Source organism: Arthrobacter sp. Bi26 (assembly GCF_918697925.1).
Taxonomy (GTDB): Bacteria; Actinomycetota; Actinomycetes; order Actinomycetales; family Micrococcaceae; genus Arthrobacter.
In genome coordinates this window covers 16,860-39,243 of the sequence record NZ_CAKKMF010000015.1, presented here as the reverse complement: position 1 = coordinate 39,243, position 22,384 = coordinate 16,860, and the positions used below count along the sequence as shown (strand labels likewise).

At 66.9% G+C, this 22,384-nt stretch carries 21 protein-coding genes; 18 read left to right on the top strand and 3 right to left on the bottom strand.

Annotated features, from left to right (window positions below):
* Positions 1 to 27 precede the first annotated feature (27 nt).
* The 5 genes from LQV16_RS05940 to LQV16_RS05920 all read left to right on the top strand — a co-directional run bounded on the left by LQV16_RS05940 (position 28) and on the right by LQV16_RS05920 (position 6,631).
* Positions 28 to 1,719 carry a ribonuclease J gene (locus tag LQV16_RS05940; RefSeq protein WP_229992971.1) on the top strand — a complete coding sequence of 564 codons (1,692 nt, stop codon included), beginning with the start codon at positions 28 to 30 and terminating at the stop codon, positions 1,717 to 1,719.
* Between the two features lie 198 nt (positions 1,720 to 1,917).
* Entirely contained in the window at positions 1,918 to 4,851 is a 2,934-nt protein-coding gene (locus LQV16_RS05935) for a DNA translocase FtsK (protein ID WP_229992969.1), read from the top strand.
* 25 nt (positions 4,852 to 4,876) lie between these two features.
* Positions 4,877 to 5,515 (top strand): CDP-diacylglycerol--glycerol-3-phosphate 3-phosphatidyltransferase, encoded by a 639-nt coding sequence (gene pgsA / locus LQV16_RS05930; protein WP_290369337.1) that lies wholly within the window; start codon positions 4,877 to 4,879, stop codon positions 5,513 to 5,515.
* Entirely contained in the window at positions 5,512 to 6,039 is a 528-nt protein-coding gene (locus LQV16_RS05925; RefSeq protein WP_229992967.1) for a CinA family protein, read from the top strand. Before pgsA ends, LQV16_RS05925 begins: the two co-directional genes overlap by 4 nt.
* A 139-nt stretch (positions 6,040 to 6,178) precedes the next feature.
* Positions 6,179 to 6,631: a helix-turn-helix transcriptional regulator gene (locus tag LQV16_RS05920; RefSeq protein WP_066434909.1), complete on the top strand. Its 453-nt coding sequence runs from the start codon at positions 6,179 to 6,181 to the stop codon at positions 6,629 to 6,631.
* A gap of 39 nt (positions 6,632 to 6,670) precedes the next feature.
* Here LQV16_RS05920 and LQV16_RS05915 read toward each other — a convergent pair whose 3' ends face one another.
* On the bottom strand, positions 6,671 to 7,195 hold the full coding sequence (locus LQV16_RS05915) for a MarR family transcriptional regulator (protein ID WP_229992966.1): 525 nt from the start codon (positions 7,193 to 7,195) through the stop codon (positions 6,671 to 6,673).
* Positions 7,196 to 7,236: 41 nt separating this feature from the next.
* On the opposite strand from LQV16_RS05915, the gene LQV16_RS05910 reads away from it, so the two are divergent.
* From LQV16_RS05910 to dapF, 6 genes are all read left to right on the top strand, one after another.
* Positions 7,237 to 7,473 (top strand): DUF3046 domain-containing protein, encoded by a 237-nt coding sequence (locus tag LQV16_RS05910; RefSeq protein WP_026266606.1) that lies wholly within the window; start codon positions 7,237 to 7,239, stop codon positions 7,471 to 7,473.
* Positions 7,474 to 7,684: 211 nt separating this feature from the next.
* Positions 7,685 to 8,737 carry a recombinase RecA gene (gene recA, locus LQV16_RS05905; RefSeq protein WP_018774457.1) on the top strand — a complete coding sequence of 351 codons (1,053 nt, stop codon included), beginning with the start codon at positions 7,685 to 7,687 and terminating at the stop codon, positions 8,735 to 8,737.
* 175 nt (positions 8,738 to 8,912) lie between these two features.
* Complete coding sequence (locus LQV16_RS05900) at positions 8,913 to 9,383, top strand: regulatory protein RecX (protein WP_356815698.1); 471 nt, start codon at positions 8,913 to 8,915, stop codon at positions 9,381 to 9,383.
* 208 nt (positions 9,384 to 9,591) lie between these two features.
* The gene (gene miaB, locus LQV16_RS05895; RefSeq protein WP_290369336.1) at positions 9,592 to 11,055 is read left to right on the top strand and encodes a tRNA (N6-isopentenyl adenosine(37)-C2)-methylthiotransferase MiaB; all 1,464 of its coding nucleotides are present in this window, start codon (positions 9,592 to 9,594) and stop codon (positions 11,053 to 11,055) included.
* Positions 11,056 to 11,152: 97 nt separating this feature from the next.
* Positions 11,153 to 12,058: a tRNA (adenosine(37)-N6)-dimethylallyltransferase MiaA gene (gene miaA / locus LQV16_RS05890; protein WP_229993022.1), complete on the top strand. Its 906-nt coding sequence runs from the start codon at positions 11,153 to 11,155 to the stop codon at positions 12,056 to 12,058.
* A 51-nt stretch (positions 12,059 to 12,109) separates the two neighbouring features.
* Positions 12,110 to 13,063 carry a diaminopimelate epimerase gene (dapF, locus tag LQV16_RS05885; protein WP_229992962.1) on the top strand — a complete coding sequence of 318 codons (954 nt, stop codon included), beginning with the start codon at positions 12,110 to 12,112 and terminating at the stop codon, positions 13,061 to 13,063.
* Here the strand turns inward: dapF and LQV16_RS05880 are convergent.
* A complete protein-coding gene (locus LQV16_RS05880) occupies positions 13,044 to 13,658 on the bottom strand; it encodes a methyltransferase (RefSeq protein ID WP_229992961.1) in 615 nt (204 codons plus the stop codon). The genes dapF and LQV16_RS05880 overlap by 20 nt on opposite strands.
* A gap of 555 nt (positions 13,659 to 14,213) precedes the next feature.
* Between LQV16_RS05880 and hflX the strand changes: the two genes are divergently transcribed.
* Both hflX and LQV16_RS05870 read left to right on the top strand, forming a co-directional pair.
* Entirely contained in the window at positions 14,214 to 15,821 is a 1,608-nt protein-coding gene (gene hflX / locus LQV16_RS05875; RefSeq protein ID WP_229992960.1) for a GTPase HflX, read from the top strand.
* The gene (locus tag LQV16_RS05870) at positions 15,814 to 17,967 is read left to right on the top strand and encodes an ATP-dependent DNA helicase (protein WP_290369335.1); all 2,154 of its coding nucleotides are present in this window, start codon (positions 15,814 to 15,816) and stop codon (positions 17,965 to 17,967) included. The genes hflX and LQV16_RS05870 overlap by 8 nt, the downstream gene beginning before the upstream one ends.
* Before the next feature lie 58 nt (positions 17,968 to 18,025).
* On the opposite strand, the gene lexA is transcribed toward LQV16_RS05870, so the two are convergent.
* On the bottom strand, positions 18,026 to 18,775 hold the full coding sequence (lexA, locus tag LQV16_RS05865) for a transcriptional repressor LexA (RefSeq protein ID WP_229992959.1): 750 nt from the start codon (positions 18,773 to 18,775) through the stop codon (positions 18,026 to 18,028).
* Between the two features lie 363 nt (positions 18,776 to 19,138).
* Between lexA and LQV16_RS05860 the strand changes: the two genes are divergently transcribed.
* The 5 genes from LQV16_RS05860 to LQV16_RS05840 all read left to right on the top strand — a co-directional run bounded on the left by LQV16_RS05860 (position 19,139) and on the right by LQV16_RS05840 (position 22,375).
* Complete coding sequence (locus tag LQV16_RS05860; RefSeq protein WP_229992958.1) at positions 19,139 to 19,567, top strand: LysM peptidoglycan-binding domain-containing protein; 429 nt, start codon at positions 19,139 to 19,141, stop codon at positions 19,565 to 19,567.
* An 87-nt stretch (positions 19,568 to 19,654) separates the two neighbouring features.
* A complete protein-coding gene (locus tag LQV16_RS05855) occupies positions 19,655 to 20,773 on the top strand; it encodes a histidinol-phosphate transaminase (RefSeq protein ID WP_229992957.1) in 1,119 nt (372 codons plus the stop codon).
* Positions 20,774 to 20,843: 70 nt separating this feature from the next.
* Complete coding sequence (gene hisB / locus LQV16_RS05850) at positions 20,844 to 21,470, top strand: imidazoleglycerol-phosphate dehydratase HisB (protein WP_091557762.1); 627 nt, start codon at positions 20,844 to 20,846, stop codon at positions 21,468 to 21,470.
* Entirely contained in the window at positions 21,467 to 22,216 is a 750-nt protein-coding gene (gene hisH / locus LQV16_RS05845) for an imidazole glycerol phosphate synthase subunit HisH (RefSeq protein WP_229992956.1), read from the top strand. Before hisB ends, hisH begins: the two co-directional genes overlap by 4 nt.
* Complete coding sequence (locus tag LQV16_RS05840) at positions 22,217 to 22,375, top strand: hypothetical protein (protein WP_197026145.1); 159 nt, start codon at positions 22,217 to 22,219, stop codon at positions 22,373 to 22,375.
* Positions 22,376 to 22,384 lie beyond the last annotated feature (9 nt).

Sequence of the window (22,384 nt, the reverse complement as noted above, 5' to 3'; positions counted from 1 at the left end):
CGGCCTCCGCCTGGAAAGTAGTGCACTATGACCCAAACCGCCCTTCCCGGCCTGACCACGCCGCCCCGCCTCCCGAAGAACACCCTGCGGATCGTTCCGCTCGGCGGACTCGGGGAAATCGGTCGCAACATGACCGTCTTCGAGATCGATGGCAAGCTCCTCATCGTTGACTGCGGCGTACTCTTCCCCGAGGAGACCCAGCCCGGCGTCGACCTGATCCTGCCGGATTTCTCCTACATCGAGAACCGTCTCCAGGACATCGTCGCCGTCGTCCTGACCCACGGTCACGAAGACCACATCGGCGCCGTCCCCTACCTCCTGCGCCTGCGCGCCGACATTCCCATTGTCGGTTCACAGCTCACTTTGGCCCTCATCGAGGCCAAGCTGCAGGAACACCGGATCAAGCCCAACACGAAGATTGTCGTCGAGGGCCAGGTCGAGAAGTACGGGCCCTTCGAATGCGAGTTCGTCGCCGTCAACCACTCCATCCCGGACGCCCTGGCCGTGTTCCTGCGCACCTCGGGCGGCACCGTCCTGCACACCGGTGACTTCAAGATGGACCAGCTGCCGCTGGATGGCCGCATCACCGACCTCCGGCACTTCGCCAAGCTGGGCGAAGAGGGCGTGGACCTGTTCATGTCGGATTCGACCAACGCCGACGTCCCGGGCTTCACCACCGCCGAGAAGGAAATCGGACCCACCCTGGACCGGCTGTTCGGGCAGGCCTCCAAGCGCATCATCGTCGCCTCCTTCTCCTCCCATGTGCACCGCGTCCAGCAGGTCCTCGACGCCGCCGCCAACCACAACCGCAAGGTTGCTTTTGTGGGCCGCTCCATGGTCCGGAACATGGCCATCGCCGCGAAACTGGGCTACCTGGAGGTGCCGGCCGGAATCCTGGTCGACATCAAGAACATCGACAACCTGCCGGACAACCGGGTCGTGCTGATGTCCACCGGCTCCCAGGGTGAGCCGATGGCGGCCCTGTCCCGCATGGCCAACGGCGACCACCGCGTCGTCGTCGGCGAGGGCGACACCGTCATCCTTGCCTCGAGCCTGATTCCGGGCAACGAAAACGCCGTGTTCCGCATCATCAACGGCCTGCTGAAGCTCGGCGCCGACGTCATCCACAAGGGCAACGCCAAGGTGCACGTCTCCGGCCACGCCGCCGCCGGCGAGCTGCTGTACTGCTACAACATCCTTGAGCCGCTCAACGCCATGCCGGTGCACGGCGAAACCCGCCACCTCATCGCCAACGGCAAGATCGCCCTCGAATCCGGCGTGCCGGAGGAAAGCATCCTGCTCGCGGACAACGGCACCGTGATCGACCTTCGCGATCACCAGGCCGACATCGTGGGCCAGGTCGAGGTCGGATTCGTCTACGTCGACGGCTCCAGCGTCGGCGAAGTCACGGAAGCGGACCTCAAGGACCGCCAGACTCTGGGCGACGAGGGTTTCATCTCCATCATCACCGTCATCCACCGTGCCACCGGCAAGGTGGTGTCCGGGCCGGAGATCCACGCCCGCGGCGTGGCGGAGGACGACTCCGTCTTCGACGAGATCATCCCCAAGATCAACGAGGCCCTCGAAGAGGCCGTACTGAACCGCACGGACCACACGACGCACCAGCTGCAGCAGGTCGTCCGCCGGGTCGTAGGCACGTGGGTCAACCGCAAGCTGCGCCGCAAGCCCATGATCATCCCGGTGGTCCTTGAGGCGTAAGCCTCAGTTGGTTCACCGGGCGTAGATCCTTCACACCTACCGGGCGCATGCCTGGTGAACGGCCTTCCCGGCCAACCCGCAGCGTGAGCGCCGCGGGAGGCCGGGGAGGCCGTTTTTCCGTTGCGGCCGGCGGCAACATGATCCAGGATGCCCCGGAAATTCGGGGTTTTCGGCCCGGCATCCGGTACCGTGGCGGGTATGGCGACTCGTACTTCTTCCGCGCCTAGAGGAAACTCAAGCGGCAAATCAGGCAGTTCTCCCGGCCGGGGGTCCAGTCCCGCCGCATCCAAATCCGCCCGGCCGCGGGGCACCGCAGGTAGAACCGCAGCCACCGCGCGGACCCGGCAGTTGGCCGTAGTAGAGCCGCACCAGCCCTGGGTTGTCCGGGTGTTGGCCGGTGCATGGCTGGGCATCGCCCACGTGATCGGCGCCGGCATCAGGCGCGTCGGCCACGACGTCAGCGACCTCGCTCCCGAGGACCGCCGCGACGGTGCCGCCCTGTTCAACCTGGCCTTGGGAGTCTTCGTTGCCACCTTCGCGTGGTGGGGGTTCCAGGGCTGGTTGCCCGATGCCATCTTTGCGATCGTCAACGGCACTTTCGGCTGGATGTCCCTGCTGCTGCCGCTCATGCTGTTCGTGTGCGCCTTCCGCCTGTTCCGCCAGCCCGACGACGGCCGCGGCAACAACAGGATCGGCATCGGCTTCCTCATCATGACGTTCGCCGGATCCGGCCTGGCCCACATCATCGGCGGCCAGCCGACGGTCGCCGACGGCTTCGACGGCTTGCGCAGGGCCGGCGGCATGCTCGGTTACCTCGCCGCCGCCCCGCTCGCTGCCCTGCACACCGCAGTCCCGGTCGCGGTGTATGGCCTGCTGGCCTTCACTTCGCTGCTGATCGTCACCGCGACCCCCTTCGGCGCCATCCCCGGCCGCCTGCGGGACGCCTACGAGCACCTGATGGGCATCGACCTGCAGGACGACGACGCCGGCGACCGCCACGACCGCAGCTACCTGTACGAGAACGACGCCCCGGCACCGGCCAAGAAGAAGCGCAAGCGCCTCTTCGGCAAGGACCACGACGACGAGTCCGGCCTGGAAGGCTACGTCGGCGACGAAGCGTTCGAGCGGGCGGTCATCGCAGATGAGGAAGCAGCCGGCGAGGCGCCTTCTGCCAAGGGGGCGAAGGGCGCCAAGGCGGGCGCCGGTGTCGCGCCCGGTGTGCGCCGTCCCACCCAGGCCGAGATCGCCGTCGAAAAGATCAAGGCCGCCCAGGGCCTCGGCACCGCAGGGTCCATTGGCGAGAACGCCACCGAGGCCATCCCCCTGGTCACTCCGGGGATGGTGGCCGCAGGATCGCTCAATCCCACCGCCGCCGCGGCCGCCGCGAAGGTCCCCTCCAACCCGGTGGCGCCGGCACCGCTGCCCACCCCGATTCCGCAGCGCACCGAACAGCTCTCCCTGGCCGGCGACGTCACCTACACCCTGCCGGCGTCGGACGTGCTCACGCCCGGTTCCATCCCCAAGGAACGCACCGAGGCCAACGACGCGATTGTCGCCTCGCTCACCGAGACCCTCAACCAGTTCAACGTGGAAGCCCAGGTCACCGGCTTCAGCCGCGGCCCGACCGTGACCCGCTACGAAATCGAACTGTCCCCGGGCACCAAGGTGGAGCGGGTCACCGCCCTGTCCAAGAACATCTCCTATGCGGTCGCCAGCTCGGATGTGCGCATCCTCAGCCCCATCCCGGGCAAGTCCGCCATCGGCATCGAAATCCCCAACACAGACCGCGAAACCGTGTCCCTGGGCGACGTGCTCCGCAGCCAGAACGCCCGCCGCACCGACCACCCCATGGTCATGGGCGTCGGCAAGGACGTCGAGGGCGGGTACGTCGTGGCCAACCTGGCCAAGATGCCGCACTTGCTCGTCGCAGGTGCCACCGGAGCCGGCAAGTCCTCGTTCGTGAACTCGATGATCACCTCGATCCTGATGCGGGCCACCCCGGACGAGGTCCGCATGGTCATGGTGGACCCGAAGCGCGTGGAACTTACGGCCTACGAAGGGGTCCCGCACCTCATCACGCCGATCATCACCAACCCGAAAAAGGCCGCCGAGGCCCTGCAGTGGGTGGTCCGGGAAATGGACGCCCGCTATGACGACCTCGCCAACTACGGCTTCAAGCACATTGACGACTTCAACAAGGCCGTCCGGGCCGGCAAGGTCCACCCGCCGGTCGATTCCAAGCGCGTCATCAAGCCGTACCCGTACCTGCTGGTGATCGTGGACGAACTCGCTGACCTCATGATGGTGGCCCCGCGCGACGTCGAGGACTCGATTGTCCGCATCACCCAGCTGGCCCGCGCGGCCGGCATCCACCTGGTCCTGGCCACCCAGCGCCCGTCAGTGGACGTCGTGACCGGCCTGATCAAGGCGAACGTGCCCTCCCGCATGGCCTTCGCGACCTCCTCCGTCACCGACTCCCGGGTGGTCCTGGACCAGCCGGGCGCCGAAAAACTCATCGGCCAGGGCGATGCCCTCTTCCTGCCGATGGGAGCCTCGAAGGCGATGCGCGTCCAGGGCGCCTGGGTCACCGAGTCCGAGATCCACAAGGTGGTCGAGCACGTCAAGGGCCAGCTCAAGGCCGTCTACCGCGACGACGTCGCTCCCGAGGCGCAGAAGAAGCAGATCGACGACGACATCGGGGACGACCTCGAGGTCCTGCTCCAGGCCACCGAGCTCGTGGTCACCACCCAGTTCGGTTCCACATCGATGCTGCAGCGCAAGCTCCGGGTCGGCTTCGCGAAGGCCGGGCGCCTCATGGACCTGCTCGAGTCCAGGGGAGTGGTGGGACCCTCCGAGGGTTCCAAGGCGCGCGACGTGCTGGTCAAGCCGGACGACCTCGCCGCCGTGCTGGCCGCGATGAAGGGCCAGGACGGCCCGGTGGCCGCTGACTCGCAGACCGCGGCCCTGAGCGATAACGCCAACGCGAACATCGGCCAGGGTGGCTACGCGGAGGACCTCGTGGCGGCTGACCTGGAGAACCGCACCCAGGCGATCGACTACCACGACGGCGCCGACGGCGGCTCCAATGACGAGGACGGTTCAGAGGACGCCTGGTCGCTCACCGGCCGGTAGGGTGCAGAGACGGTAGCCTAGGAAGGTGAATAGCGCCGAAGCCAACGCCGGATCCGCCTCGCGGATCTGGAACCTGCCGAATATCCTCACGATGCTGCGGATTGTGCTGGTGCCGGTCTTCGTCTGGTTCCTCATCCTCGACGCCCCGGGACTGCAGGCGCAGAACGGCGTCTGGCGCTGGGCCGCCGCCTTCGTTTTCGCCGTGGCCATCTACACGGACAAGCTCGACGGCGACATCGCCCGCTCCCGCGGCCTCGTCACCGACTTTGGCAAGATTGCCGACCCGATCGCCGACAAGCTCCTGATCGGCTCCGCGCTGGTCATGCTCTCGCTGCTCCAGGAACTGCCGTGGTGGGTCACCATCCTGATCCTGGTCCGGGAGTGGGGCATCACCGCGCTCCGGTTCTTCGTTATCCGCTACGGCGTCATTCCGGCCTCGCGCGGCGGGAAGCTTAAGACGGTGGTGCAGACAGTGGCCATCTTCCTGTACGTCCTTCCGCTGGCATCCATGGCCCCGTGGCTGAGCGTTGTGGCGTTCGTCGTGATGATGGCTGCACTGGCCATCACACTGTGGACCGGGGGCGAATACGTCATTGAGGCCCTCAAGCTGCGGGCCGCCGGCATCAGGGCAGAGAAAGAACGGGTAAGGGAAAACGAGCAATGAACTATCCGGAGCCCAGTCATCCCAACCTGCACCCGAACCTGCACCGCCTGGCGGAACAGGCCGTCACCGGCGCCCTCGGCCGCGGCATGACTGCCGCCACCGCCGAATCCCTCACCGCCGGGATGGTCACCGCCGTGCTGGCCGACACGCCCGGCGCCTCCGGGATGCTGCAGGGCGGTGTGGTGTCCTATGCCAACAAGGTCAAGGCCGACGTCCTGGGCGTCCCCGGCGAACTGCTCGACGCCGTCGGCTCCGTGGACGGCCAAGTCGCCGCGGCCATGGCCGACGGTGCGCGCCGCATCTGCGGCGCCGATATCGGTGTGTCCACCACGGGCGTGGCCGGGCCCGAACCGCACGACGGCAAAGCGGTGGGCACGGTCTTCATCGGCATCGCCACAGCGGGGGGATCGACGTCGTACCCCTATTCGTTTGAAGGCAGTCGCGCCGAGATCCGCGCACTCGCTTGCGGTGCCGCCCTGGAACGTCTGCTGGAGGCCCTATCTTCCGAAGGCTACCGGGCGTAAAGTTGCCGGGAACAAAAGTTGATTCCGAATAGTTGTTACATTGTGTCGCTTCCAAATAAGGGAGGCGCCTAGGATGAAGTCATCAGCAGAGTCCGCCCCCACCGGCGGACTCGACAGTACGAGGAGCAAGGCGATACAGATGGTAAAGCAGCCCGTATCCGTTAACGGCGTTGTCCGCTGGAAGGATGTGGGCCTCGCCGATCAGGCCAAGAGCGAACAGAAGGAGCGCAAGATGGTTGTACTTCGTCACGAAATCGGTGATGTCCTGCGCGATGTCCGCCAGCGCCAAGGCCGCACGCTCCGCGAAGTCTCGCACAGCGCCCGTGTTTCCCTGGGCTACCTGAGCGAAGTGGAACGCGGCCAGAAGGAAGCCTCCTCGGAGTTGCTGTCCTCGATCTGCTCGGCCCTCGATGTTCCGCTTTCGAGCATGCTCCGCGAAGTCAGCGACCGTGTTGCGGTCGCCGAGGGCGTCGCGGTTCCGGACACCGTCCCCCAGGAGTTCGCGCAGCGCTACGGCCGCGACCTCGACCGAGAGCTCAACTCCGACCTCAACGACGAGCTGGCGAAGGGCCTCCTTTCCGGAGCCCGCTAAACGCCAACTCACCCAAGACGCAAGAAAAGGACCTCCGGCTCAGGCCGGGGGTCCTTTGATGTGTTCGTCCCGGGGGAACCCGTCGCGTTCGTAGGTGGCATTGAGTTTCGCCATATACATGGCAAGGGCCTGCAGGTCCTCGGCCGGCCACTCTGCCAGACGTTCCCGAAACACCTCACGGCGGGCGTCCTGGACCTGGTGCATCCTTTCCTCGCCTTCAGGCGTCAGACGGATGGACTGCGCCCGGCCGTCCAGGGGGTCCGCCTCCTTCGACACCAGGCCGAGGCCCTCGAGGAAGGCGATCTGCCGGCTCACCGAAGGCTTGCCGACGCCGATGCAGGATGCGAGGTCAGTCAGCCTGATGGGGCCCTGCTTGCGGATCACGCTGAGCAGCCCGTAGGCGGCCGGTTCCATGTCCGGGTGGACCTGGCGCGAGAGCTGGTGGGAAATCGACCGGCCCCGGCGCCAGAGCAGACTCAGCTGGTTCTCGACGGCGTCCAGTGCGGCGTCCGTGCCGGCGTTTCCGGGAGAGGAATCTCCCGCGGACTCAGTTGGGTTGCTCATGGCAACCATTCTAGAGTCCTGGGCCGTGAGAGACTTTACCCGTGCGAATCAGTGACTTTTGGCGGCTTATGGACGACGAGTTCGGGGCCGGGTACTCCCGTGTCCTGAGCAGCTCGCTGGTCCTGGCTGGGGTCGGCGGACGCACAGCGGACCAGGCCCTCAGTGCCGGCGTTCCTCCCCGCCAGGTGTGGCTTGCCCTGTGCGACGTCCAGGACGTCCCGCCGGAGCGCCGCCTGGGCCGGGACGTCAAACCCCGCGACACCACCGGACCGCGCTGACGGCCGACACGCCGCTGGCGTGGGCCGACGCCTGACACGCCGCCCGCTTGTTCGAATATCTGTTCGGATAGCGATATGCTTTTTTTCAGAGCGTTTTCCACATAAGTGGGTGCCTCGACAACTTTGTCGGAGGGTGCCAGTAGCGTCAGTGATGACAGACGAAGGGCCCACAGGGCCACTCCACAGCGAGAAAGTATTAGAGGTGTGAATCATGGCCGCAGCCCCGGATCGCCAGAAGGCGCTCGACGCAGCGCTTGCCCAGATTGACAAGCAGTTCGGCAAAGGCTCGGTCATGCGCCTCGGCGATGAAGTCCGTGCGCCCATCGAAGTCATCCCGACCGGCTCCATCGCATTGGACGTCGCCCTGGGAATTGGCGGCCTGCCCCGCGGCCGCGTCGTGGAAATTTACGGTCCGGAATCGTCCGGTAAGACCACGGTTGCGTTGCACGCGGTAGCCAACGCCCAGCGCCAGGGTGGCATCGCCGCCTTCATCGACGCCGAACACGCCCTCGATCCGGAATACGCCGCGAAGCTGGGCGTCGACACCGACGCGCTTCTGGTCTCCCAGCCGGACACCGGCGAGCAGGCACTGGAAATCATGGACATGCTCATCGGTTCCGGTTCCCTTGATGTCATCGTCATTGACTCGGTGGCCGCCCTCGTTCCCCGCGCGGAAATCGAAGGCGACATGGGAGACAGCCACGTGGGCCTGCAGGCCCGCCTGATGAGCCAGGCCCTCCGGAAAATCACCGGCCGCCTGAGCCAGACGAAAACCACGGCCATCTTCATCAACCAGCTGCGCGAAAAGATCGGTGTCTTCTTCGGCTCCCCGGAAACCACCACCGGTGGTAAGGCGCTGAAGTTCTACGCCTCCATCCGCATCGACGTCCGCCGGATCCAGACCCTGAAAGAGGGCGCGGATTCAGTCGGTAACCGCACCAAGGCCAAAATCGTCAAGAACAAGATGGCCCCGCCCTTCAAGATCGCCGAGTTCGACATCATTTACGGCCAGGGCATTTCCCGCGAGGGCGGCATTATCGACATGGGCGTTGAGCACGGCCTGATCAAGAAGTCGGGCTCCTGGTTCACCTACGACGGCGACCAGCTGGGCCAGGGCATGGAGAACTCCCGCCGCTTCCTGCGCGACAACCCGGAGCTGGCGGCCGAACTCGAACGCCTGATCAAGGAAAAGCTCGGCGTCGGCGTGAAGGCCCCGGCCGAAACCGAAGAGTCGCCGAAGCTGAAGGCCGTTGACGGCTTCTAACGCAGGAGCGAACCGTGGGTCAGGGTTCCGTCAGAGGAACCCTGACCCGGACGGCGCTGCCGACCCGCATGCCGATTCCCACGGTTCCCGTGGGTTCCGCAGGTCGTCCGGCTCAAATGCACCGTCTGCGGAACTGGATCCGGACGCGGACCCCGCAGCGGTCGCTCGCGCCATCGTGCTGCGGCAGCTGACGAATTCGCCCAAGAGCCGGCTGCAGCTCTCGCGCAAGCTGGCCGAGCGCAACGTTCCCGAGGACGTCGCCGAGGCCGTGCTGGACCGCTTCGAGGAAGTACGGCTGGTTGACGACGCCGAGTTTGCCGACATGTGGGTCCGCAGCAGGTCCCAAACGCGCAAGCTCGCCAAGGGGGCCTTGCGGCGCGAACTGGCGGACAAGGGCATCGACCCGGAGATTGCCGCCGGCGCGCTGGATCAGCTCAGCGACGCCGACGAAGAATCGGCGGCCCGTGAGCTCGTGGAGCGCAAACTGCGGGGATTCACCGGCGGTGAGGACCGTGCGGAGCGCGACAAGATCACGCGCCGCCTCGCGTCGATGCTCGCCCGCAAGGGATACCAGCCTTCGCTTGCCTTCCGGATTGTGGGCGAGGTGCTCGACGCCGTTACCGCCCGTGCCAGGGGCGGGGATTAGGGCCACCGGTCCGGGGTCTGCGCAGGCCTGGCCACCGCCCCTTACCCGTTACCCTTAACAAGTGAGTTTTACCATTCCTTCCCCAGCGGCCAGCACGACTTCTCCAACAACGCCTCCGGCAGTGCCGCCAGCGGCGCCTGCGACATTCGATGCAGACCCGGCTGCCGCAACGGAAAGTTCCGGACCGGCCCAGCCCCGCACTTACCAGGTGCGCACCTTCGGCTGCCAGATGAACGTGCACGATTCCGAGCGGATGGCCGGCATGCTCGAAGCCGCAGGCTACGTTCCGTCCGCCGGCGAGCTGGCCGACGTCGTGGTCTTCAACACCTGCGCGGTCCGGGAGAATGCCGACAACAAGCTGTACGGCAACCTCGGCATCCTCGCCCCGGTCAAGGCAGCCAACCCGGGAATGCAGATCGCCGTCGGCGGATGTCTCGCCCAGAAGGACCGGGAGACCATCCTCAAGAAGGCGCCATGGGTGGACGCCGTGTTCGGGACCCACAACGTCGGTGCCCTGCCGGCGCTGCTGGACCGGGCCCGCCACAACAACGAGGCCCAGCTGGAGATCCTCGAATCGCTGGATGTCTTTCCCTCGACTCTCCCCACCAAGCGGGACTCCGTCTATTCGGGCTGGGTATCGATCTCCGTAGGCTGCAACAACACGTGCACCTTCTGCATCGTCCCGGCGCTGCGGGGCAAGGAAAAGGACCGTCGCCCCGGTGAGATCCTGGCCGAAATCCAGGCGCTCGTGGACGACGGCGCCATCGAAGTGACACTGCTGGGCCAAAACGTGAATTCCTACGGCGTCGAATTCGGCGACCGGCAGGCCTTCTCCAAGCTCCTGCGCGCGTGCGGTGACATCCCGGGCCTGGAGCGCGTCCGTTTCACCAGTCCGCACCCGGCCGCCTTTACCGACGACGTAATCGACGCCATGGCCGAGACCCCCAACGTCATGCCGCAGCTGCACATGCCCCTGCAGTCCGGCTCGGACAAGGTCCTCAAGGATATGAAGCGGTCCTACCGCTCCACCAAGTTCCTCGGCATCCTGGACAAGGTCCGCGAGAAGATCCCGCACGCCGCCATCTCCACGGACATCATCGTCGGGTTCCCCGGCGAGACGGAGGAGGACTTCCAGGCCACGCTCGATGTCGTGGAGAAGTCCCGGTTCGCCACCGCCTTCACCTTCCAGTACTCCAAGCGGCCAGGCACACCTGCCGCGGACCTCCCGGACCAGCTGCCCAAGGCCGTGGTCCAGGAACGCTTTGAGCGCCTCACGGCCCTGCAGGACCGCATTGCCGCAGAGGAAAACGCCCGGCAGCTTGGCCGCCGCGTCGAGGTCATGGTGACAGCCCAGTCGGGCCGTAAGGCTCAGGAAACCCACCGGCTCTCCGGCCGGTCCCAGGACCAGCGGCTGGTGCACTTCTCCGTGCCCGACGGCGCCGAGGTGCCCCGGCCCGGCGACCTGGTGACGGTCACCATCACGGAGGCGGCGGCGTTCCACCTCATCTCCGATCCTGCCTCGGCGGAGGACTACAGCCTGCGCCGGTCCCGTGCCGGTGACGCCTGGGACCGTTCCCAAGCCGATTCCTGCGGCGCCCCGGCTCCGGCCAGCGCGAAGGGTACCTCCGGCGTGTCGCTGGGCATGCCCAGCCTCCCGGTCCGCGGCCGTTAGCGCCGTGCCGGGCCCGCAGGGCACCACCCAGGCCACCGCGGCGGCCACCGCGGAGGCCACGGCGCCGCAACAGGCTGCACGGCCGGCTGCGCCGCCGGTGATCGCCGTCGTCGGCCCCACGGGCTCCGGCAAATCAGACCTGGCCGTCGCCCTTGCCCTCGAGCTCGACGGGGAAGTCATCAACGCCGACTCGATGCAGTTCTACCGTGGCATGGATATCGGCACCGCCAAGATCACCGACGCCGAACGCCGGGGCGTGCCCCATCACCTCCTGGACATTCTGGACGTGACCGAGGAAGCGTCCGTCTCGGACTTCCAACAGCAGGCCCGTGCCTTAATCGACGACATCCACGGCCGGGGAAAACGGGCCATCCTGGCCGGCGGCTCGGGACTGTACGTCCGCGCCGCGCTCGATGTTCTGGAATTCCCCGGCACGGATCCGGACATCCGACGCCGGCTCGAGATGGAACTGGCCACGGCGGGACCCGCGCCGCTGCGGGAACGTCTGGAGGCCGTGGACCCCGTGTCTGCGGGCAGGCTGGGCGACGACCGCAGAATCATCCGCGCCCTGGAGGTCTTCGAACTCACCGGCCGCCCGTTCAGCTCCTTCATGCCGGACCGCGAGTACTTCCAGCCTGCCATCCAGATCGGCCTCGACGTTGACCGGGAACTGCTCCGGGAGCGCCTGGCCCGCCGCGTCCACGCGATGGTGGACCAGGGGCTGCTGGACGAAGTCCGCCGGCTGGACGCCGCAGGCCTGCGCAACGGCAAGACCGCGCCACGAGCCCTCGGCTATGCCCAGTTCCTCAGGGTCCTCGACGGTGACTCCAGCCTGGAGCGGGCCGTGGACGAAACAATCATCGCCACCCGGCAGTTCGCGCGCCGCCAGCTGACCTGGTTCCGCGCGGATCCCCGGGTCACCTGGCTGGGCTGGCACGATCCTGACCTGGTGGCCGAGGCCGCCGCACTGTGCCGGGCGACGCCCGTCCTGCCGCCGGCGTAGCGTTCGGGTCTCGGTGCCGGAGCGGTCAGGGCGGAACGGTAACCTTGGACCATGGACGAATCCCAAGCCGTAGCCGCTGACCGTACTGCCGGCGATACCGCACCCCTCAGCGGTCTGAAGTTTTCCAAAGGCCACGGAACGGGCAATGATTTTGTCCTGATCGCCGACCCCAACGGCACACTCTCGCTCAGCCCAGAGCACGTCGCGGCGCTCTGCGACCGGCACCGCGGCATCGGCGGCGACGGCCTGATCCGCGCCGTACCTTCCAGGCTCCTGCCCGAGGGGCAGGAACTGTTGACCGCGCACCCGGACGCCGAGTGGTTCATGGACTACCGCAACGGCGACGGTTCGCTGTCCGAGATGTGCGGCAACGGAGTCCGCGTCTTCGTGCACTTCCTCATCGCCGAAGGCCTCGTGGACCTTCCCGCCGGCGAGTCCCTCGTCATTGGAACCCGGGGCGGGGCCAAGACAATCGTCCGGACCGCTGCGGGCTACGCCGTGGACATGGGCCCCTGGGAGTTCATTTTCCCGGGCGAGGCGACCGCACGGGCCATGGATTCGCTCGTCAGCGCCGAGGGGCTCGAAGTCGCACGTCCGGCCCTTTCCGTCAGCATGGGCAACCCGCACACAGTGGTGGCCCTGGCCGAAACGGCCGAACTCGAGGCCACACAGTTGTTCACGGCCCCCCGGGTGGACCCGACTCCGCCGCACGGCACCAACGTCGAATTCGTTGTACCGTCCGAACCGCTGGTCCACGACGGCACCGGCACCATCACCATGCGTGTCCACGAGCGGGGAGTGGGGGAGACCCAGTCATGCGGCACCGGCGCCTGCGCCGCCGCCGTCGCGATTCGCCACTGGGCCGGCCAGGGCGCACCGGACGCGTGGAACGTCCACGTTCCCGGCGGCGTCGTCGGCGTGAAATTCTTCCTGGGCCCGGAGGGGCACGAACACGTCGAACTCAGCGGCCCGGCCGTGATCGTCGCTAGCGGGACGCTTTCCTGACCCGAAGGATCCGGAATGACTTCGACGTGCTCTCCCGGGTCACGTTGAAGCTGGAGTCGAGCTCAGCCGCCAGCCAGCGCTGCAGCGAGTCCGAACCGAGGTTCTTCTGGACCACGAGCCAGGCCGATCCACCGGGTGCCAGCCTGGGAATCCACAGGCGCAGGAGGGCATGAAGCTCATCCTTGCCGATCCGGATCGGCGGGTTGGACCAGATCGTGTCAAAGCGCACTTCGGGGTCCACGGCGTCCGGCGTGCTGGCGGTGACGTTGCTCAGCCCCAACAGCCCGGCGTTTTCGTTGGTGAGGGTCACGCAGCGTTCGTTCACGTCCACTGCGTAGACGTGTGCGTGCGGCGCCCGCAGGGCCATGGTCAGGGCGATCGGCCCCCAGCCGCAGCCGATATCCAGCAGGTTGCCCTGCGGCGCCGGAGCCGGGACGTCGGCGAGCAGCACGGCCGTTCCCTTGTCGATCCCGTCCGGGCTGAAGATCCCTGAGGACGTCTGCAGCCGGCGCGTCTCACCGGCAAGATCCACGGTGAGCGGTTTGCGGGTGAAGGGCCCGGCCGGCTGGGCGCTGAAATAGTGTGCAGACTCCATAATGGGCCAGATTAGTTGGCGGCCCGGCCCAATGGGAAACCGGGAGGGAGCGTTGGCGTCTGCTAGGCTAAAAAACATGATCTTGATCTCCAAGTAGCCGGCACGGGTCTTGTCCCGTCTTGTAGCGACTCTGTAGCGACGCAGGTAAACGCCTTCCGCTGAGTGCGCCATCGCAAGGGTGAGTCTTCTCACCCGCGGGCGCCCGCACCACCTGGAATCCAGCCGCTTTCCTGAGCACCTTGTTTTCCAGCACCGTGTTTTGCTGGCACCGTGCTGCTTGGCCCGCTCCCGGGCCCGGCTCGGCGGACGGCACCTACCTCACTGTGTTTCCACAGGCAGCGTTTCCCCCAGCCAGTGGTCCCCACAGCCAGGCGCATTTGCCGCCTCTACCTTCACCCAGCCACCGCTCCGGACGGAGCCAGCCCTGCCCCGGCACCGTTGCCGCGGGCATTCCAGGAGGCCTGCATGACCCCCCGCCGTCAGCCCAGCGCGAATACCGCCCCACAGAGTAACAATCGGCACTATTCTGAAAGTGCCGAACCCTTGAAGGAGACCATGACCAGCCACCCCAACACCGGACCCGATTCAGCAGCCCAGGACATGAGTCCTGAGGAGATCCAGGCTGTAATCGACCGGATCCTTTCCAAGGACACCCCCGCCCCGGGCGCAGGCCGTGGCGGCGGCTCCGGAGCCGGCACCAACGGAGGCGCCGGTGCGGCCGGCGGCCCGACGTCGGTGCTCGGCAAGGCACAGGCCATCTCCCGCCTGGACGAGGTGTACACCAACTTCGACGGCGACCAGCAGGATCTTGAGGAACGCCACGCGCTGCGCCGCAAGGCTGGCCTGTCCACCGAACTCGAAGACGTCACCGAGGTCGAATACCGGCAGCTGCGCCTTGAACGCGTCGTCCTGGCCGGCCTCTGGACCGAAGGCACCCTCGCGGATGCCGAGAACTCCCTGCGCGAACTTGCGGCCCTCGCTGAGACAGCAGGCTCCGAGGTCCTCGACGGGCTCGTCCAGCGGCGGGCCAAGCCGGATCCCGGAACCTTCCTCGGCTCCGGCAAGGCGCAGGAACTGAAAGCCATTGTGATGTCCACCGGCGCCGACACCGTAGTGGTCGACGCCGAACTGGCCCCGTCCCAGCGGCGCGGACTGGAGGACATCGTCAAGGTCAAGGTCATTGACCGCACGGCCCTGATCCTGGACATCTTCGCGCAGCACGCGAAGAGCCGTGAAGGCAAGGCGCAGGTGGAACTGGCCCAGCTGGAATACCTGCTGCCGCGCCTGCGTGGCTGGGGCGAGTCGATGTCCCGCCAGGCCGGTGGCCAGGTGGGCGGCGCCGGCGCCGGCATGGGCTCGCGTGGTCCCGGTGAAACCAAGATCGAACTGGACCGCCGCCGCATCCGCACCCGGATGGCCAAGCTGCGCCGCGAAATCGCCGCCATGAAGCCTGCCCGGGAAACGAAGCGGGCCAACCGCCGTCGTAATGCGGTGCCCTCGGTGGCGATCGCCGGATACACCAACGCCGGGAAGTCCTCGCTGCTGAACCGGCTCACCGACGCCGGGGTCCTGGTGGAAAACGCCCTGTTCGCCACCCTGGATCCGACCGTCCGCAAGGCCGAAACCGCTGACGGGCTGGGGTACACCCTGGCGGACACCGTGGGATTTGTCCGGTCCCTGCCCACCCAGCTCGTGGAAGCATTCCGCTCCACGCTGGAAGAGGTGGCCGACTCGGACCTGATCCTGCACGTCGTGGACGTCTCGCACCCGGACCCCGAAGGCCAGATCGCCGCTGTCCGTACGGTCTTCAGCGAAGTCGACGCGCGCAAGGTTCCGGAAATCATTGTCCTGAACAAGGCCGACGCCGCAGACCCGTTCGTGGTGGAGCGGCTCAAGCAGCGGGAGCCGCGGCACGTGGTGGTCTCGGCCCGCACCGGTGAAGGCATTCCGGAGCTGCTCAAGGCCATCAGCGACGGCATTCCTCGGCCGAGCGTGAAGCTGGAACTGCTGATCCCGTACAACCGCGGGGACCTGCTCAGCAAGCTCCACGAGACCGACGCCGAGATCCTCAGCCTTGACCATGAGGAAACCGGAACCCGTGCCGTGGTGATGGTGCGTGAAGGACTCGCCGCTGAACTGGATCCCTTCATCAGCAATGACTGAGGCAGCGGTGACCAGGGCTGAGGCCGAACCTTCGGACGTTGATCCTGCGGACGTTGAATTGGCCGACGCTGAACCCGCGGACGCGGGAACTGCAGACGCCGATTCGGTTGCCGGTGCGGCCGGCGAGGAGTTCGTGGTGAAACTTCTCGACCGTGCCGTGTCCGGCATGGGCGGCCAGAGCCGCGATGGCCAGCACGAAATGGCCCGGCAGGTGGCGCGCGCGATAGACAGCGGCGACCACCTGCTGGTCCAGGCCGGCACCGGCACCGGCAAATCGCTGGCTTACCTGATTCCGCTGATCGCCCATTCGCTGACCAGCAACAAGCCCACCCTGGTGTCCACCGCAACCTTGGCGCTGCAGACGCAGATCGTGGGCCGGGACCTGCCCAGGCTGCTCAAGACCATCACCCCTGCCTTGGAACGGCCCGTCAAGGTCGCCCTGGTGAAAGGCCGGTCCAACTACGTGTGCAGGCACAAACTCGAGGGCGGTTTCCCGTCCGAAGAACCTTCCGAGGGACAGCTGTTTTCCCTTGGCGAGGACACGAGCGTGCCGCATTTCGCTGCCGCGCTTGGCGGGCCGTCCTCCCAGCTGGGCAAGGAAGTCGTCCGCCTCCGCGAATGGGCCGAGGAGACCGCGACGGGGGACCGCGACGAGCTCATGCCCGGCGTCACGGACCGGGCCTGGCGCCAGGTCTCGGTTACCTCCATGGAGTGCCTCGGCGCGCAGAAGTGCCCGCTCGCGGCCGAATGTTTCAGCGAGCTGGCACGGCAGAACGCCGCCGACGCCGACGTCGTGGTCACCAACCACGCCATGCTCGCCGTCAGCGCCTTCGAGGGTCTGGCGGTGCTGCCCGAGTACGACGTCGTGGTGGTGGACGAGGCGCACGAACTTCAGGACCGCGTCACGGGCGCGGTCTCAGGTCAGCTCTCCGTGGCGATGGTGCACGCCGCCGCGTCCGGGGCCCGGAAACATACGGGCATCACCGTGGACGCGCTGAACAATGCCGCGGCCCACCTGGAGCTGGCCATCGACGGGGTCCCCAGCGGGCTGATGCCCAACGGCCTGAACAGCGGGCAGTTGGACTGCATCGACCAGCTGCGCGACGCGTGCCGCGCCGCCCTGTCCGATTCCAAGGGCGACAGCTCCACGACGGCCGACGGCGGACGCCAGCTGGCGCGCTCACGCCTGATGGTCATCCTGGAACTCTGTGAGCGCCTCCTGGCCGCGCGCGAAAACCGCGAAGTAGTGTGGTTCTCCCGCAACAGCAGCTTCGACCCGGTGCAGGGCTACTCCCAGCCAGACGAGAGCGCGCCGGCCCTGATCAATGTTGCCCCGTTGAGCGTCGCGGGGCGTTTGCGCGAGGGTTTGTTCGCGGACCACACCGTCATCCTGACCTCGGCCACACTGGCCATTGGCGCTGCCTTCGAGCCTGCAGCCGGAGGCCTCGGCCTCGTTGGCAATGGCGCCCCGAGCTGGACCGGAGTCGACGTCGGGTCCCCGTTCGACTATCCGAAGCAGGGTATCCTCTATGTCGCCCGGCACCTGCCCAAACCCGGCCGCGGGACTTCCCCCGAGGCCTTGGATGAGCTGGAGAAGCTGATCCGCGCTTCCCGTGGCGGTGCCTTGTGCCTGTTTTCCTCGCGGCGCGCGGCGGAGGAAGCCGCCGAGGCCATGCGGCCCCGGCTGGGCCTCAGCATCCTGTGCCAGGGGGAGTCGACCATGACGGCGCTCGTGCGGCAATTTGCCGACGAGCCGGACACCTGTTTGTTCGGCACAATGTCCCTCTGGCAGGGCGTCGACGTTCCTGGGGTGTCCTGCCGGCTGGTGGTTATAGACCGGATTCCCTTCCCGCGGCCGGACGACCCGCTGATGACGGCACGCTCGCGGGCCGTCGCCCAGGCGGGCGGCAATGGCTTCATGTCCGTCTCGGCCACGCACGCCGCCATTCGGCTCGCGCAGGGCGCCGGACGGCTGATCCGTTCGACGTCGGACAAGGGCGTGGTGGCAGTGCTGGATTCGCGGCTGTCCACGGAGCGCTACGGCGGATTCCTCCGCGCCGCGCTTCCGCCGTTCTGGCCCACCACCGATTCATCGATAGCCATGGCTGCCCTGGAGCGCCTGGCGAAGGACTCCGCGAACGGCTGAGTCCCACGTTGAAGCGGGAGCTGGCCGGGACTGAAGCCGGCGGCCTCGCCGGGGATGGTTAGAGGGAGCGGAGTACCGAGACGACCTTGCCCATGATGACGGCGTGGTCGCCGAGGATGGGTTCGTACTGGGTGTTTTGCGGCAGCAGCCAGGTGTGGCCGTCCCGCTGGCGGAATGTCTTGACCGTGGCTTCGTCGTCCAGCAGGGCGGCAACGATGTCGCCGTTCACGGCGTCACCCTGGCGGCGGACAACCACCCAGTCACCGTCGCAGATCGCGGCATCAATCATCGAGTCGCCAGCCACCTTGAGCATGAAGAGTTCGCCATGGCCCACGAGCTGGCGGGGCAGCGGCATGACGTCCTCCACTACCTGGTCCGCGAGGATGGGTCCGCCGGCGGCGATGCGTCCGACGAACGGCACCATTGCCGTGTCGGTGGCGCTGGCGAGCTCAGACACCGAGAGGCCGCCGACGGCCCGCAGGCCGCTGGACTTCCCGACACCCGAAATCGGTGTGGTCCCCTCGTCCAGGGTCAGCGGCATGAGCACTTCCATGGCCCGCGGGCGCTTCGGATCGCGCCGCAGGTAGCCGAGTTTTTCAAGCTGGGAGAGCTGATGGGTCACGCTCGACAGGCTGGCGAGGCCGACGGTGTCGCCGATCTCGCGCATTGAGGGCGGGTAGCCCTTGTCCGTGACGGACCGCTGGATGGTCTCCAGGATTTTCTTTTGCCGGACGGTGAGGCTCTTGGGGGCCCGGGCGGGTTGCGGGCTCCGTGAGGTGGCCCTGCCGCCGGTGGCTTGTGCTGCCATGTTCGCCAACGCCTTTCCGTTCCGCCCGTCTGCCGTGGCTGCTGTCACCGGGACCTTCCGGCCTGAAATGTCAGACCCTGCTGATCAACTACTAACGAATTCACACAGGGAGTTCGTTAGTGGTTGTCCTGTCCCTCAAAAATAGGCCAGCCGCAGGGCTTTTTCAAACATTTGTTCTAGCGAGTCTCGACATCGTTCGTTAGTAAGTGCTAAAACAGAACGAGCAAGGTTCGAATATGTGTTCGATTTCGAGGTTTCCACTTCGGATCCGCTGTTCGGTTCTATGTTCGAAGGTTCGGCCGGTTGGCGGCGAGTACGTGGAGTACGCCGGGCGGCACCGTATGGTCCAGGAGGGCTCAGTTCATGTCAGCTTCAAGCGCGTTTCAAGACACTTTTGTTCAGGGCGTCTTTGTTCAGGGCGTCACGAATCACCACCGCAGCGGGGCGGGGGCCGCGGTTTCCGGCCGCCGGCCGAAGCAGCCGCCGCTGCGGCTTACCCAGCGCGGACGCTTCGTCTTCTTCGGTGTCCCGCTGATCCTTCTGGCGGCGTTCATCCTGTCGCTCAGCGGATTCCTCAACGCTCCCGCGAAAGCAGCGGATTCCGCTGACCAGCTCTCGCTGACGCCGACTGTCACCGTGACGGTGCAGCCGGGGGAGTCCCTCTGGGCCATTGCAGGGTCGTTGGCTCCGGAGCGCGATCCCCGCGACGTCGTGGCCGATATCGTGCAGCTGAACAACCTGGACGCCGCCCGTGTGATGCCGGGCCAGCAGCTGTTCGTCCCGTCCAAGTAGTACCCGCCAAGCCAAGCGACATCCCCCAAGTGCAGTCGCGGACGTCACAGTTTCAGTGCCCGTCCCGCTACCACTTAAACTGGTCACGTGACTGACCAGCTTGAGCGCCTCAACCGACTGCCCCTCCGAACCAATCTGCGTGGCCTGCGTCCGTATGGTGCGCCGCAGCTGGACGTCCCCATCCTGCTCAACGTCAACGAGAACACCCATGGTGTCCCGGCCGATGTCCGCGCGGCGATCACCGAGGCCGTCAGCTCCGCCGCTGCCGGGCTGAACCGCTATCCGGACCGCGAGTTCACCGAATTGCGCGAGGCCCTCGCCGAATACCTTGGCCACGGCCTGGACGCGGAGAATATCTGGGCCGCGAACGGATCCAACGAAGTCCTTCAGCAAATTCTCCAGGCATTCGGCGGCCCCGGCCGGACGGCCCTCGGGTTCCCTCCGACGTATTCGATGTACCCGCTGCTGGCTTCCGGCACGGATACGGAGTACATCGTCGGTGCCCGCGCCGCGGACTATGGGCTCAGCGCGGAATCGGCGGCCCGGCAGGTGCGCGAGCTTCAGCCCAACATTGTTTTCCTGTGCTCCCCGAACAACCCGACCGGTACGGGGCTGGGGCTTGATGTCGTCGAGGCCGTTTATGACGCCGGCGAAGCCAGTCAAACCATCGTGATCGTTGACGAGGCCTACCACGAGTTCGCCCACGACGGCACGCCCAGCGCGCTCACCCTGCTGCCTGGCCGGGAGCGGCTCATCGTCTCGCGCACCATGAGCAAGGCCTTCGCCCTCGCCGGCGCAAGGCTTGGCTACATGGCCGCCGCACCGGAAGTCGCGGACGCCCTGCGCCTGGTCCGTCTCCCGTACCATCTCTCCGCCATCACCCAGGCCGCGGCCCTGGCCGCCCTGCGCCACCGGGGAGCGCTCATGGCCGACGTCGAGGACATCAAGCGCCAGCGCGACCGGATCGTGTCGGAACTGACGCGGCTGGGCCTGAGCCCGGCCGCCTCCGATTCCAACTACGTGTTCTTCGGCGGCCTGGAAAACCCCCACGCGGTCTGGCAGGACATGCTGGACGCCGGTGTCCTGATCCGCGACGTCGGCATCCCGGGGCACCTTCGCGTGACCGCCGGCACTGAGACAGAAACCACAGCCTTCCTTGAGGCGCTTGAACGCATCCTGAACGGCTCCGCAAAGCCGCAGGCCTAGACTTGGTGGGGAGCCCGAGCGCCCCGCCAGACTGCCCAACACCCTGCCTTCTTCCAAAGGACACATCTACATGAGCAACACGGGATCCACCGCCGCCGAGGGCCGGACCGCACGCATGGAACGGACCACCAGTGAGTCCTCGGTCCTGGTCGAGATCAACCTGGACGGCACCGGCGTTTCAGACATCAGCACGTCGGTCCCGTTCTACGACCACATGCTGACCGCCCTCAGCAAGCACTCCTTGATTGACATGACCGTCAAGGCCACCGGCGACACCCACATCGATGTCCACCACACAGTCGAGGACGTGGCCATCACCTTCGGCGAGGTTCTGCGGACCGCCCTGGGGAACAAAGCCGGGATCCGACGGTTCGGCGAGGCGACCGTGCCCCTGGACGAGGCCCTCGCACAGGCCGTCGTGGACGTCTCCGGCCGTCCGTACCTGGTCCACGCCGGTGAGCCGGCAGGCCAGGAATACCACCTGATCGGCGGCCACTTCACGGGTTCCCTGACCCGCCACGTCTTCGAGGCGATCACGCTGCACGCCGGGATCTGCCTGCACATGAACGTCACTGCCGGACGCGACCCCCACCACATCGTCGAGGCCCAGTTCAAAGCCTTTGCCCGGGCGCTGCGCGCAGCCGTCGAACCGGATCCCCGTGTCGAGGGCATTCCGTCCACAAAGGGTGCTTTGTGACCGGCCCGCTGCTCCGTGACGGGGCCATCATCGACCCCGCCGCCGCGACCAAGCCGGTGTCCCCGGAGGGCAAGCCCACCGTTACGGTGCTGGACTACGGCTCCGGGAACGTCCGGTCCGCCGTCCGCGCGCTCGAGCGGGCCGGCGCCGAGGTGATCCTCAGCGCCAAGCCCGAAGACGTCCTCAACGCCGACGGCCTCGTCGTCCCCGGTGTCGGCGCCTTCGAAACCGTCATGCGCGAACTCAAAGCCGTCGACGCCATCCGCATGATCGGCCGCCGTGTCGCCGGAGGCCGCCCCGTGCTGGCCATCTGCGTCGGACTGCAGGTGCTGTTCGAGGCCGGCGTCGAACACGGCACGGAAGCCGAGGGCATGGGGGAGTGGCCTGGCAAGGTGGAGCTGTTGCCGGCCGACGTCGTGCCCCACATGGGCTGGAACACCGTCTCCGTCCCGGAGGGGTCCAAGCTGTTCGCCGGGGTCGAGGGCGAGCGCTTCTACTTCGTGCACTCCTACGGTGTCCAGCACTGGGACTTCGACGTCATCCAGCCGAGGATGGCGGCGCCCCTGGTGACCTGGTCCGACCACGGTGCCCCGTTCATCGCGGCTGTGGAAAACGGCCCGCTGTGCGCCACCCAGTTCCACCCGGAGAAGTCCGGCGACGCCGGCGCCCGCTTGCTGCGCAACTGGGTCCAGGGCCTGCGACCCACGTCCCCGGAACAAACCGCAGCCCCGGAACGGACCGCCTAGATGTGGTCCCTGGTGCTCATGGGCGTCGCCGGCCTGCTGGTTGGCGGCGCGATCTCCTTCCGGCAGCAGAAAAGTCCGCTCTGGGTGCAGATCGTTTTCTACATTCTGGCCGGAATGTCGCTGCTGGCTGCCTACCTCCTGACCCTGCCGGCGTCCTGACGGCCCCGC